The organism is Mycobacterium sp. NGS63, assembly GCF_059812295.1.
The window spans coordinates 143,902-155,845 of sequence record NZ_JCALCJ010000011.1 but is presented as its reverse complement, the minus strand read 5'-3'; the positions used below and the strand labels follow the sequence as shown (position 1 = coordinate 155,845).

Below are 11,944 nucleotides of genomic sequence, written 5' to 3'. Positions count from 1 at the left end.
ACTGGCGAGGCATCGGCCGAGAGCGGGGCTCGGTAGTTGCACTCTCGCGGCTAGGTTTTGATCGCCCGCACGAAGCTGATCGCGTTCGCCGCGCCCTGCCGCTCGCCCTCCGCCAATTCCCGCAGACCGGCCGCGATGAACAGGTCGTTGAGCCCGAACGTGGTCGCGTCCCAGCCGTCGCCGCCCAGGTGCGCGGCGACGTCGGTGTGCTGGCCGGGGTAGGTCAGGCCGGCGATGTCCAGGTCGAGCCCGTGGCGTCGCCAGCCCTCCGTCGTGCGGCGCGCCCGCTCCTGCGACTCCGGCGAACCGTCGTTGAGCGTTCCGAAGTCGGCGGCGAATCGGCTGCCCTCGGCCGACAATGGGGTGATCGCGTCGAGCAACCGCACCTCGGCCTCCGGCGGGAGAAACCCGATGAGCAACCCCTCGGCCAGCCACGCCGTCGGCGTGGCCGGGTCGAAGCCGGCCGCTTGGAGCGCCGCCGGCCAATCGTCGCGAAGGTCGATGCCGATCGTGCGGAGCTCGGCGGTGGGGGCCGCGCCGATCTGCGACAGGGTCGCGGTCTTGAACGCGATCACCTCGGGCTGATCGACCTCATACACCGTCGTGCCGGCCGGCCACGCCAGCCGGTATCCGCGGGAATCCAGCCCGGACGCCACGATCACGACCTGACGCAGGCCCACCTTGCCGGCCGCGGCGAAGTAGTCGTCGTAAAACCGGGCGCGGGCGGCGAACGTGTCGACCATCCGGGGAAAGCCGACGGCCTTCTCGAGCTCGTCGGAATCGAGCTCGCCGCCGGCCAGCTTGGTGAATACGTCCAGCCCGACGGCGCGGACCAGCGGTTCGGCGTACTCGTCGGTGACGACCGGCTGCGGGCCGCGGGTGGCGGCCGCGCGCGCCGCGGCGACCATGGTGGCGGTGGCGCCGACGCTGTTGGCGAGGTCCCAGGTGTCGCCCTCGGTGCGTGCCATCGAGAATCTCCCTTCGGTGTCGCGACAGCACCACCGTAGGCCGCATCGCCTACGGTTTGGGGATGCCCGCAGTGGAATTCGAAACGGTCGACGACAACATCGCCCGCATCACCCTCAACCGGCCGGAGCGCCTCAACGCCATCGACGGTTCGCTGATCGACGGCGTCGACAACGCGCTCGACGCCCTCGCCGGGGGCGAGCACCGGGTGGCGATCCTGACCGGTGCCGGACGGGGATTCTGCGCGGGTGCCGACCTGAGCGGCACCGGCGAAGCCTGGACCAAGCCCCGACCGGGCAGCCCCGCGTTCAAGGTCAACTACGACTCCCAAGTCCGGCTGGCCAACCTGTACACCCGGATCTACGAGCTGGACATCCCGGTGATCGCCGCGGTCAACGGCGTCGCCGTCGGGGGTGGGCTGGCGTTCACGCTCGTCAGCGACATCCGCGTCGCGTCCGAGAACGCCCGGTTCGGATCCGTGTTCATCAAGGCCGGCTTCTCGTCGATGGACATGGGCACCAGCTACCTGCTGCCGAAGATCGTCGGGGCCGGCGTGGCGCGCGAGCTGATGCTGACCGGCCGCATCATCGACGCGGCAGAGGCCTACCGCATCAAGCTGGTGCACGAGGTGGTGCCGGCCGACGAGCTGATGACCGCCGCGCTGAAGCTGGCCCGCTCGATCGCGGAGAACAACGCGTATGGCGTGTGGCAGACCAAGATCGGCCTCAACGCGGCGCTGGACGCGCCCAGCCTGCGGCACGCCATCGAACTGGAGAACCGCACCCAGATCCTCAGCGGATTCACCAACAATCCGACCGAGGCGGCCATGGCGCACCGGGAGAAACGGGCCCCGAAGTGGGATCCCCTGTGACGGCTAGACTTTCGACATCACTTTCTCGGCGAACCGTTCCAGGTTGCGGATCTTGTTCTCCAGCGGTTCGGGATCGGGTCCCTGGATGTAGGGGTACCGGAAGCCCACGATGGCGTCGGTGACGCCCTTGTCCTCGAGCCGCTTGATGCCGTCGACGGTGTAGGCGTCCATCGAGATCGCGTGGATTTCGAACGGCGCCGTCTTGCCCTCTTCCTCGCGATACTTCTTGACCTTCGCGATCAGGTTGTCGAGTTCCTCGGGGTCGCTGCCGCCGCCGTGCATCCAGCCGTCCAGGCGCGCCGCCCGCCGCAGGGCGGCATCGGCGTGGCCGCCGACCAGGATCGGAATCGGTTGCGTGGGAGCGGGACTCATCTTGGTCTTGGGGATGTCGTAGAACTCGCCGTGGAACTCGAAGTACTCGCCGGTGGTGAGGCCCTGCACGATCTCGATGCATTCGTCGATCCGCTTGCCGCGCTTGGCGAACGGGATGCCCATCAACTCGTAGTCCTCGCGCCACGGGCTGGTGCCGACGCCGAGCCCCAGCCGGTTGCCGGTCAGCGCGGCCAGTGAGCTCGCCTGCTTGGCCGTCAGCGCCGGGTGCCGGACGGTCATCTTGAGGACGAAGAAGTTGAACCGCAGGTTTTTGGTCACCGCCCCTAGCGCCGCCGCCAGCACGAAGGCCTCGATGATCTCCTTGCCGTCCAGGAACTCGCGGCCGCCGTCGGGGGTGTACGGGTAGGTGGAGTCCGACTCGAACGGGTAGGCGATGCTGTCGGCGATGGTCATGCTGTGGTAGCCGGCCTCGTCGGCCGCCTTCGCCAGCGGGATGTAGTACGACGGGTCGGTCAGTGACTCCGCGAAGCTGAACCGCACGTGATCTACCTTCCTTGCAGAATGAGTCCTATGACACTAGAACGTGTTCTAGTTTGACCCGCATTCGGGTTTTCGACAAGGCACAACCGCGGTGAGGCCGCCTAGCGACGCTAAAGCTGGTTCTCCGGGCCGATGACGGCCCAGACCGTCTTGCCCGACGAGGTGGGGGTGCTGCCCCAGGCGCGCGACAGCGCGTCGACGATCGCCAGGCCGGACACGTCGATGCCCTGGTCCGGCGACGGCAGCCGCACGGCCGGTGTGCTGCTGCCGTCGGACACGGCGATGGTCGCCGACGTGCCGTCGGTCTCGAGGCGCATCATCGGAACGCTGCCGGTGTGTTCCAGCACGTTCTCGACGAACACGTTGACCACCACCAGCGCGACCGGGATGAGCGCGGGCTGCGACCAATCGGTCAGCCACTCGCGGACCAGCCGGCGCGATTCGCGCAGGCTGGTCAGGTTGGCGGGCAGCTCGGCATCGGCATGCCGCACGCTGCGGCGGGTGAGCCGGTCGAGCGCCTTGAGCGCGGATTTCTCGGTCGCGTACACCGGCATGAAGCGGGTGACCCCGCTGTCGGTGATGGTCTCCCGGGTCGTGCGATCGGCGCAGACCAGCAGGATCGGAACGCCGGGTCCGGTGTGGACCTGCCAGCGCACCCCGAGGATGCTCGACCAGGTTGCCTTCGTGGGCGCTTGCAGCCCGGAGACGTTGACGACGACGGCGGAGGGGTCGTCGAGCGTGGCCTTCATGACGATGTCGCGCAGGGCCGCGGAGCTGCTGCTATCCAGCACGCCTTCGACCGTGAGGACGACGACCGACTGGTCGGTGCGCGCCGCAACGGCCAGGGAGCTCGGCGACTCAGCTACCGCGCTCACGTCAGCCACCCCTTTCCCGTCAGGGCCTCATCCTCGCTATCCTCGCCGACCGTTACCCGCGGCGACGTGTCATGCGAGCGCGCGTGTCTCCATAGCAATGTAGGCGCACGCCTTCCCAACTTGGAAGAAAAAGGTTGCGACATCGTCATCCGGCCCGCCGCTTGCATACCCCGCTCCTCGATTTCGCGCCCTGCCGAACCGTTGAGAAACCCGCCCCCGCGGCGGCAACCGCACCCCAATCGGGCGCCGCTGACCGTGGCCGCTGCGCAGGCGGGTCGGCGATGAGGTGCCGGGTCGCCCGCTACGCCCGCGTGGCCAACCTCCCCCTTGCGAAGAAAATCAGATTGTTCCGGTTACCCATCGGCAACGGCCGGAAAACCAAGCCGCGCGGCGCGCAGCAAATCGGGCGTCAGCTCAGCGTGTAGGGCGGGGCGCCGACCCCGGCGACGGTGTGTGTGCCCCACGGCGTGCGTTCGACGATGCGTGCGGGTGCGCTGCGCTCGCCGACGGTCAGCGTCGCGGTTCGTGCCCCTTTGAGCGCCTCGTCGGGCAGGGGCTGCGCCGTGCCGCCGAAAACCGTGCCCTGCCAGTGGTAACGGCCGTCGATCGGGTCCAGCCGGCCGGCCAGCCGCACGCGCACGGGATGGTCGGCGCCGGCGATCGTCAGCGTCGCCGCGCCCTCGTAGGCCGCGTCCTTACCGCGCGCGGCGGAGGACACGTCGAAGGCCTTGGCGACAGGCTGGGGCCGGGCGGGTCGCACGTAGACGCGCTCGTTGAACACCCGGTCGTTGCTGCGGCGCACTTCGATGCGGGTGGCCCCGGTGCGCTCCATCCGCTGTAGGCACGCGGCGACGTAGCGCGCCTCGTCGGGGCCGGCGACGAAGAAGTAGTTGGGGAAACCGTGCAGGGCGACGCCGAAGTAGGGCTCCATGCCGTCGTGCCAGGCCTGGCGGGCGGTCAAGCCGCCGGCGCCGACCAAAGTCTCGTCCGAAATCCCCTCGGCGACCGCGAATCCGGTGCCGTAGACAATGGCGTCGGCGCGGTGCTCGGCCCCGTCGGCGGTCCGGATCCCCGATGGCGTGATCGCGGTGATCGCCGATCCCACCAACTCCGGCCGCGACCGCCCGCGGGCGGCCGGGTTGAGGCGCCGGCGCAGCCAGCGCCGGGCGCGGGTGGTGGGCAACGGCAACTCGTCGACGATCCGGCGCGGCGGGTGGGCGAAGACCGTCACCGAGGCCGCCGAGTTCATCAGCGCCGGAAGGTGCTGTCCGGCGGTGGAGTCGGCGCCGACGACCGCGATGCGCTTGCCCGCCGGCTCGAAACCGCGCGGCCACCGTGCCGCGTGGAAGGACTCGCCCAGGAAGCCGTCGCGCCCGGCGATGTCCGGCAGCCACGGGGCCTGCACCGGCCGGTACGCGGCGATGACGACGCGCGCCCGCAAAGTCTCACCGTCGGCTGTCGTCAGCAGCCAGCTGTCGGTGTCGTCGTCGAAGCGTGAACTCAGGATCGCCTCGTCGAGCGCCACGACGTCGTCGACGCCCCGCAGCGCCTCTCGCGCCAGCTGGCCGCCAACGCCCGCGCCGATGACGGCGACGTGGTGGCAGGGCTCGGCGGGGGCGGACGCCCGGCTCACAGAAACCTGCTGCGCTTCCAGCCCCGGCGCGCGATGGGGCCCAGCAGGCCCACCTCGGTCAAAAACGCCGCCAGCGGGGCGAAGCCGGCAACCTGCGTCTCGCGGCGATGGGCGCTGGCGCGCGCGGTCTTTCGGGCCCGCTTCGCGTCCAGGCCGGCGCGCGCGTAGGGGACCGGGTTGGAAAACAGGTAGTTGAAGAAGTAGCCGCCCAGGCCGTTGATGTTGGCCATGAACCATCGGTTGAGCCGCGGCATCTCCGCGGCCCGCTTGCGCGCCCCGTCGCGGGCGAACTGGATGTGGCGCGCCTCTTCGGTGACGTGAATCCGCATGAGCCGCTGGATGATCGGTTGCAGTTCGGGGTCGTCCATCATCTGCCGTTGCAGCGAGTCGAAGATCTCCTCACCGATGAGGGCGGCGATCCACAGCATCGAGCCGCGCTGAAACGCCAGCGGCAGCAGGTTGATGATCCAGCGGTGAAAACGCCGCGGGCGCACCGGCTTTGCGCCGATGCGTTCGATGGCCTTGCCGAACATGACCATGTGGCGGGTCTCGTCGCCGAGCTCGGTCAGCTTGTAATGCGTCGAGCGGCTGGTGGGGTCCTCGTGCAGGATGGTGCGCAGCAGCGACTGGTTGAGCATGTTCTCGAACCAGATGCCCGCCGAGAGCGTGTTGACCAGTTCCTGGCGCGACAGCTCGATCTGCTGCTCGCGGGTCATCTCGTCCCACATCGGCGTGCCGTACAGGGAAACCAGCCGCGGCGGCAGATAGAACTTGTCCGGGTCCAGCGGGGCGTCCCAGTCGATGTCGACGACGGGCTCGTAAGACTTTTTGACCGAGCCTTTCAGCAAACGGTCCGAGAACTCCTCACGACTCGGCCCGCTTGGCTTCATCGCAGTGGTCATCGTTGTGTCCCTTCGGTGCTTCCGACGGCCGGGGAGAAACGCAACAAATACGCAGTACCCATGGTACTGGGTACCTGGGGTCTTGGGCTAGAGGTTTGCGATTTCAATTAGGTTGACCCACGTGAGCCGGCATATCCACGTCATCGGCATCGGTGCCGGAAACCCCGATTACCTGACCGTCCAGGCCATCGAGGCGCTCAACGACACGCAGGTGTTCTTCGCGATGGACAAGGGGGAGGCGAAAAGCGACCTGGTGGCCCTGCGCCGGGAGATCTGCGCCCGGTTCATCCGCACGCCCGGATACCGCTTCGTCGAGCTGCCCGACCCGAAACGCGCGGGCGGCGGCGACTATCGCGGCGCGGTCGCGGAGTGGCACACCGCGCGCGCGGCCGTCTGGGCCGCGGCGATCGCGGCCGAGCTCGGCGCCGACGGTGTGGGGGCCTTCTTGGCCTGGGGGGATCCGTCGCTGTACGACAGCACGCTGCGCATCCTCGACGCGGTGGCGGCGGAGGTGGAGTTCAGCCTCGACGTCATCCCGGGCGTCACCGCGGTGCAGGCGCTGACGGCGCGGCACCGCATCCCGCTCAACGAGGTCGGCGAACCGGTCGTGATCACCACCGGAAGGCAGCTGCGCGCGCACGGGCTGGCCGGCTCCGCGGTCGTGATGCTGGATGCCGAATGTTCCTTTCAGGCCTGCCCGCCCGAGACCGCCATCTGGTGGGGCGCCTACCTCGGCACGGACGACGAGCTGCTGGTGGCCGGAACCGTCGGCGAGGTCGGCGCCCGCATCGCGGCGCTGCGGGCCGAGGCCCGCGCCCGGCACGGCTGGATCATGGACACCTATCTGCTGCGAGCGCCCTAGTTCGATCCGACTGCTGCCGGCCGGGATGGCGCTACGATTCGGGGCGTCGACCGATTTCGGGGCAATCGTCGGCGCGTTCGGAGGTCGGCGGATGTCGTTCGTGGTTGCGGCGCCGGAATACGTGGTCTCGGCGGCGTCGGATCTGGCGAATATCGGTTCGGTGATCGGCTCGGCGAACGCGGCGGCATCGGTGTCGACGTCGGCGGTGCTGGCCGCGGGTGCCGACGAGGTGTCGGCGGCCGTCGCGGCGTTGCTCGGCGCGCACGGCCAGGCATACCAGGCCGTCAGCGCCCAGGCGGCGGCGTTCCATCAGCAATTCGTGCACCTGATGATCGCCGGTGCGGGACAGTACGCCCTGGCCGAGGCGGCCAACGGCTCGCCGCTGCAGGACGCGCTGGCCCTGGTCAACGCGCCCAGCCTGGCGCTGACGGGCCGACCCCTGATCGGCGACGGCGCCAACGCGACCGCCCCGGGCGGCAACGGTGGCAACGGCGGCTGGCTGTTCGGCAACGGCGGCAACGGGGCGCCGGGGGCGGCCGGCCAAAACGGCGGCAGCGGCGGCGCGGCGGGCCTCTTCGGCAACGGCGGCAACGGCGCCGTCGGCGGTGCGGGTGCGACCGGTACGACCGGGCAGGCCGGGCAGGCGGGCGGCAACGGCGGAAACGGCGGCGCCGGAGGCTGGCTCTACGGCCGCGGCGGCAGCGGCGGGCTCGGCGGCGACGGCGGTCAGGCGGGAGCGGTCGCCAACAACCTGGTCGCCGGCAACAACGGCGGCGCGGGCGGCAACGGCGGCGCCGGTGGCCGCGCCGGGCTGCTGTTCGGCACCGGCGGGGCGGGCGGCGGCGGCGGAAACGGCGGAAACGCCACCGGCTCGGAGGCGGTGAACCAGTCCGGCGGCACCGCCGGGGCGGCCGGAAGCGGCGGCAACGGCGGGCACAGCGGCTGGATCTACGGCAACGGGGGCGCCGGCGGAAACACCGGCAACGGCGGTTCTTTCGTGGCCGACGCCAACGCCGCCAGCGGCGCGAACGGCGGTAGCTTCGGCATCAGCGCCGGCAACGGCGGCAACGCCGGGCTCTTCGGCAACGGTGGGCCGGGCGGTCAGGGCGGCCTGGGCGGGGCCGGGCAGAGCGTCAGCGCGGCCGGCGCGCTCTTCGGGGGTCAGGGCGGCGACGGTGGCTTCGGCGGCAACGGCGGCAGGGGCGGGTTCTTCTACGGCAGCGGCGGGCCCGGTGGCGCCGGTGGCGAGGGGGCTGGCGGCGGGGCCACCCCTAACCAGCCGCTCACCTTCAACGGCAACGGCGGCTTCGGCGGTTTCGGTGGCAACGGCGGCCAATCCGGGTGGATCGGCAACGGCGGCAGCGGCGGGGCCGGCGGCAACGGCGGCAACGCCGGCAACGGCGGCCACAACAGCGGTTCCGCCGGCGCGGGCGGGCTGGGCGGCTTCGGCGGCAACGCCGGGCTGTTCGGTAACGGCGGCTTCGGCGGCAACGGCGGTGACACCGGAAACCCGGCCAACGTCGGCGGACCCAACCAGGGCACCGTGTTCCAGACCGGCGCCGGTGGCGGCGGCGGTCAGGGCGGCTTCATCTATGGCAGCGGCGGCAACGGCGGATTCGCCGGCACCATACCCGCGGGCTTCACCGCCCCGCCCGGGAACGGCATCGGCGGGAGCGGCGGCAACGCGGGGCTGATCGGCAACGGCGGCGACGGCGGCGCGGGCGCCGGCGCCGCCCAGGGCGGGACGGGTGGCGCCGGTGGCTCCGGCGGGAAGCTCTTCGGCACCCACGGGACCGACGGGCCAGCTTAGATCCAGGCCTTCGCGATGGACACCCCGGCGGCCTGGTCGGCAGACTGAACGCGTGCCCGAACTCCCCGAGATTGAAGCGCTGGTCGACCATTTGCGGCGCCACGCCGTCGGCTCGACGGTCGGGCGCGTCGACGTCGGCGCGCTGTCCGTGCTGAAAACCTTCGACCCGCCGGTCAGCGCGTTGCACGGCCAGGCCGTGACCGGGGCGCAGCGGTGGGGCAAGTATCTGGGCCTGCAGGCCGGGCAGCTGTTCTTGATCGCCCACCTGTCGCGCGCGGGCTGGTTGCGCTGGTCCGACAGGCTGGCCCCGGCGCCGCTGCGCCCCGGCAAGGGCCCGATCGCACTGCGCGTGCACCTGGGCACCCCCGGAGAGGCGCCCGGCTTCGACCTCACCGAGGCCGGCACCCAGAAGCGGCTGGCGGTGTGGCTCGTCGACGACCCGCAGCTGGTGCCCGGCATCGCCGCGCTGGGCCCAGACGCGCTGGAACTCGGCCCCGCCGACCTGGCCGGGGTGCTGGCCGGCAACACCGGCCGCATCAAGACCGTGATCACCGACCAGAAGGTGATCGCGGGCATCGGCAACGCCTACAGCGACGAAATCCTGCACGTCGCGAAGATCTCCCCCTTCGCCACCGCGGGCAAGCTGTCCGACGAACAGCTCACCGCCCTGCACGACGCGATGATCTCGGTGCTCACCGACGCGGTGAGCCGCTCCGTCGGCCAGGGCGCCGCGACGCTCAAAGGGGAGAAGCGCTCCGGGCTGCGCGTGCACGCACGCACCGGGCTGCCGTGCCCGGTGTGCGGGGACACGGTGCGCGAAGTGTCGTTCGCGGACAAGTCTTTTCAGTACTGCCCGACGTGCCAGACCGGCGGCAAGATACTGGCCGACCGGCGGCTGTCCCGGCTGCTCAAGTAGTCGCCCGACCGAGACTCGACACCTGTCGATATGCTCCCCGGGTGACTCGTCAGAAGATCCTCATCACAGGCGCCAGTTCCGGTCTGGGGGCCGGGATGGCGCGCTCCTTCGCCGCCAAGGGTCGCGACCTTGGGCTGTGCGCCCGTCGCACCGGCCGGCTCGACGAGTTGAAAGCCGAACTGACGCAACGGTATCCGGGCATCAAGGTCGCCGTGGCGGCCCTCGACGTCAACGACCACGAGCAGGTGCCGAAGGTGTTCGGCGAGATCAGCGACGAGCTGGGCGGCGTCGACCGGATCATCGTCAACGCCGGCATCGGCAAGGGTGCCAAGCTGGGCTCCGGCAAGCTGTGGGCCAACAAGGCGACGCTGGAGACCAACCTGGTATCGGCACTGGTGCAGATCGAAACGGCGCTGGAGATGTTCAACAATAGCGGCTCGGGCCACCTGGTGCTCATTTCGTCGGTGCTCGGCAACAAGGGTGTGCCCGGCGTCAAAGCCGCCTACTGCGCAAGCAAAGCCGGGCTGACGTCCCTGGGCGAGTCGCTGCGCGCCGAATACGCGCGGGGTCCGATCAAGGTCACGGCGATCGAGCCGGGGTACATCGAATCGGAGATGACGGCGAAGTCGGCGAGCACGATGTTGATGGTGGACAACGAAACCGGCGTCAAGGCGTTGGTCGACGCCATCGAGCGCGAGCCCGGCCGGGCGGTGGTGCCGCGGTGGCCGTGGGCGCCGCTGGTGCAGCTGCTGCGGGTGCTGCCGCCCCCGCTGACCAAAAGGTTTGCGTAGCAAACCAGCGGCGAGCGTGCGTGTTGGCACGCGACACGCCGTGCGAACGTGTGCATTTGCGGACGCTCGCGGGGTGGGGTGACCGCTCGCGGGGTGGGGTGACCGCTCGCGGGGTGGGGTCAGACCGCGACCGGCGTGTAATGCGCTGCGTCGGTGGTGAATTCGGGCTTACCGTAGGTCGCCAGGCGCAGCTTGAGCAGCCCGATGACGTACGCGTCGGTGATGTCTCGGAGCACCGGGATGCGGCTGGCCTGCTGCACGGCGGTGAAGCGCCCGAAGATGAACGGCGCCGTCAGCGCGACGCGCAGGAGGTCGGCGGGGTCCAGCGAGACGCCCATGGCCCCGGCGACCTCCTGGTCGCCGTTGCAGAACGTGCGGACGAAGGTGAGCTTGGAAAAGCTCTTCTCGACGGCCTCGGCACACCGGTCGAACAGGCTGGTGCCCGGGCGCAGGTAGGCCGCCATCGTGCCGCTGACGAGTTCGCGGCAGATGTCGTCGAACCCGTCGCGCAGCAACGCCGAACGCGCGTGCATGACGTGCATGATGTCGGCGGGCTCGGCGGGCAGCAGCTCCGGCGGTAGGCCCAGCAGAAAGCAACGGTACCTGGCGAATTCGACCGCGGCGCGCTCCTGCTTGGTGAACTTCGTCCGGCCCTCCTGGCGCGCCTTGCGGGCCAGCAGGTACTGGCCGATCATGCCGGCGGGCATCTGGTCGACCTGGGGCACCGGCATTCCGTAGACCGCGACGTCCCACTTGTCGGATTTCTTCAGCGCGTTGTAGCGGACCATCGAGTGCATCAGCCGGACCATGGCGGCGGCCTCGAAGCCGGGGCCGTAGCGGTCCAGGGCGCCGGGCAGGGTGGTGACGGCGAAGAAGCTCGCCGTCTCGTTGACCCGCCGGGCGGCCCGCTTGCCCGACAGCGCGCCGGTCAGGGCCATCGGCAGCGCCGCGTAGGTGTTGGTGAACGTCGCGATGAAGGCGCCCCGCGTGATGAACGGGGCCAGCAACGCCGCGGGGATGCGCTCCTGGCGGGCGCCCTCGCGGACCAGGTCGAAGTCGATCCACTCCGGGGCGGCCTCCATGGCGGCGATGAACGCGGTGAGCTCCGACGGCGCGTCGGGTACGGCGTCGATCCCCTCGCGGCAGGCCGTCTTCAGCATGTCGATCAGGGACGCGACGCTGTGCGAATTCATCAGCGCCGCATAGGGATCGGCGACGACGTCGCCGAGCAAGGTGGCGGTGCTGATCAATTCCATGACACGATCGTCTGCCAGGATCGGCGCGCGGTCGGCGATCCAGGCGGGCAGGGCGGACTCGACGTCGGGCTCGATCGCCAGCCGATCGGGCCGCTGGTCGAAGTCGAAGTCGCCGTAGAGGTCGGGCTGCAGGTCCCGCTGGCTTCGGACCCGCCGCGCGAGTTCGGGGTAGTACGTGACCATCACAAC

The 11,944-nt window shown here is 70.3% G+C and carries 11 protein-coding genes and 1 pseudogene; 6 read left to right on the top strand and 6 right to left on the bottom strand.

Annotated features, from left to right (window positions below):
* Nucleotides 1-50 precede the first annotated feature (50 nt).
* Complete coding sequence (locus AC5Y4Z_RS24225; RefSeq protein ID WP_499967450.1) at nt 51-968, bottom strand: class I SAM-dependent methyltransferase; 918 nt, start codon at nt 966-968, stop codon at nt 51-53.
* Between the two features lie 62 nt (nt 969-1,030).
* Here AC5Y4Z_RS24225 and AC5Y4Z_RS24220 point away from each other — a divergent pair, with 62 nt between their 5' ends.
* Nucleotides 1,031-1,837, top strand: coding sequence for an enoyl-CoA hydratase/isomerase family protein (locus tag AC5Y4Z_RS24220; protein WP_499967449.1), 807 nt, complete (start codon nt 1,031-1,033; stop codon nt 1,835-1,837).
* 3 nt (nt 1,838-1,840) lie between these two features.
* Here AC5Y4Z_RS24220 and AC5Y4Z_RS24215 read toward each other — a convergent pair whose 3' ends face one another.
* The 4 genes from AC5Y4Z_RS24215 to AC5Y4Z_RS24200 all read right to left on the bottom strand — a co-directional run bounded on the left by AC5Y4Z_RS24215 (nt 1,841) and on the right by AC5Y4Z_RS24200 (nt 6,120).
* Nucleotides 1,841-2,710 (bottom strand): LLM class flavin-dependent oxidoreductase, encoded by an 870-nt coding sequence (locus AC5Y4Z_RS24215; protein ID WP_499967448.1) that lies wholly within the window; start codon nt 2,708-2,710, stop codon nt 1,841-1,843.
* A 110-nt stretch (nt 2,711-2,820) separates the two neighbouring features.
* Nucleotides 2,821-3,585, bottom strand: coding sequence for an STAS domain-containing protein (locus tag AC5Y4Z_RS24210; RefSeq protein ID WP_499967447.1), 765 nt, complete (start codon nt 3,583-3,585; stop codon nt 2,821-2,823).
* Between the two features lie 409 nt (nt 3,586-3,994).
* The gene (locus AC5Y4Z_RS24205; protein WP_499967446.1) at nt 3,995-5,218 is read right to left on the bottom strand and encodes a DUF4873 domain-containing protein; all 1,224 of its coding nucleotides are present in this window, start codon (nt 5,216-5,218) and stop codon (nt 3,995-3,997) included.
* Nucleotides 5,215-6,120: an AurF N-oxygenase family protein gene (locus AC5Y4Z_RS24200; protein WP_499967444.1), complete on the bottom strand. Its 906-nt coding sequence runs from the start codon at nt 6,118-6,120 to the stop codon at nt 5,215-5,217. Before AC5Y4Z_RS24200 ends, AC5Y4Z_RS24205 begins: the two co-directional genes overlap by 4 nt.
* Before the next feature lie 121 nt (nt 6,121-6,241).
* Here AC5Y4Z_RS24200 and cobF point away from each other — a divergent pair, with 121 nt between their 5' ends.
* The 5 genes and pseudogenes from cobF to AC5Y4Z_RS24175 all read left to right on the top strand — a co-directional run bounded on the left by cobF (nt 6,242) and on the right by AC5Y4Z_RS24175 (nt 10,499).
* A complete protein-coding gene (gene cobF, locus AC5Y4Z_RS24195; protein ID WP_499967443.1) occupies nt 6,242-6,982 on the top strand; it encodes a precorrin-6A synthase (deacetylating) in 741 nt (246 codons plus the stop codon).
* A gap of 91 nt (nt 6,983-7,073) precedes the next feature.
* Nucleotides 7,074-8,792, top strand: coding sequence for a PE family protein (locus tag AC5Y4Z_RS24190; protein WP_499967442.1), 1,719 nt, complete (start codon nt 7,074-7,076; stop codon nt 8,790-8,792).
* Nucleotides 8,731-9,090: pseudogene (locus tag AC5Y4Z_RS24185) on the top strand (DNA-formamidopyrimidine glycosylase family protein); the annotation flags it as partial. The gene AC5Y4Z_RS24190 and the pseudogene AC5Y4Z_RS24185, both read left to right, overlap by 62 nt.
* A 147-nt stretch (nt 9,091-9,237) precedes the next feature.
* On the top strand, nt 9,238-9,708 hold the full coding sequence (locus AC5Y4Z_RS24180; RefSeq protein WP_499967487.1) for a zinc finger domain-containing protein: 471 nt from the start codon (nt 9,238-9,240) through the stop codon (nt 9,706-9,708).
* 41 nt (nt 9,709-9,749) lie between these two features.
* Nucleotides 9,750-10,499 carry an SDR family oxidoreductase gene (locus AC5Y4Z_RS24175; protein WP_499967441.1) on the top strand — a complete coding sequence of 250 codons (750 nt, stop codon included), beginning with the start codon at nt 9,750-9,752 and terminating at the stop codon, nt 10,497-10,499.
* A gap of 119 nt (nt 10,500-10,618) precedes the next feature.
* Here AC5Y4Z_RS24175 and AC5Y4Z_RS24170 read toward each other — a convergent pair whose 3' ends face one another.
* Complete coding sequence (locus AC5Y4Z_RS24170; RefSeq protein ID WP_499967440.1) at nt 10,619-11,938, bottom strand: oxygenase MpaB family protein; 1,320 nt, start codon at nt 11,936-11,938, stop codon at nt 10,619-10,621.
* Nucleotides 11,939-11,944: the final 6 nt, after the last annotated feature.

Excerpts from the sequence above, each read along its gene's own strand:
- AC5Y4Z_RS24170 (WP_499967440.1), bottom strand. The coding sequence starts at position 11,938 with ATGGTCACGTACTACCCCGAACTCGCGCGGCGGGTCCGAAGCCAGCGG.
- AC5Y4Z_RS24225 (WP_499967450.1), bottom strand. The coding sequence starts at position 968 with ATGGCACGCACCGAGGGCGACACCTGGGACCTCGCCAACAGCGTCGGC.
- AC5Y4Z_RS24200 (WP_499967444.1), bottom strand. The coding sequence starts at position 6,120 with ATGACCACTGCGATGAAGCCAAGCGGGCCGAGTCGTGAGGAGTTCTCG.
- AC5Y4Z_RS24190 (WP_499967442.1), top strand. The coding sequence starts at position 7,074 with ATGTCGTTCGTGGTTGCGGCGCCGGAATACGTGGTCTCGGCGGCGTCG.
- AC5Y4Z_RS24220 (WP_499967449.1), top strand. The coding sequence starts at position 1,031 with ATGCCCGCAGTGGAATTCGAAACGGTCGACGACAACATCGCCCGCATC.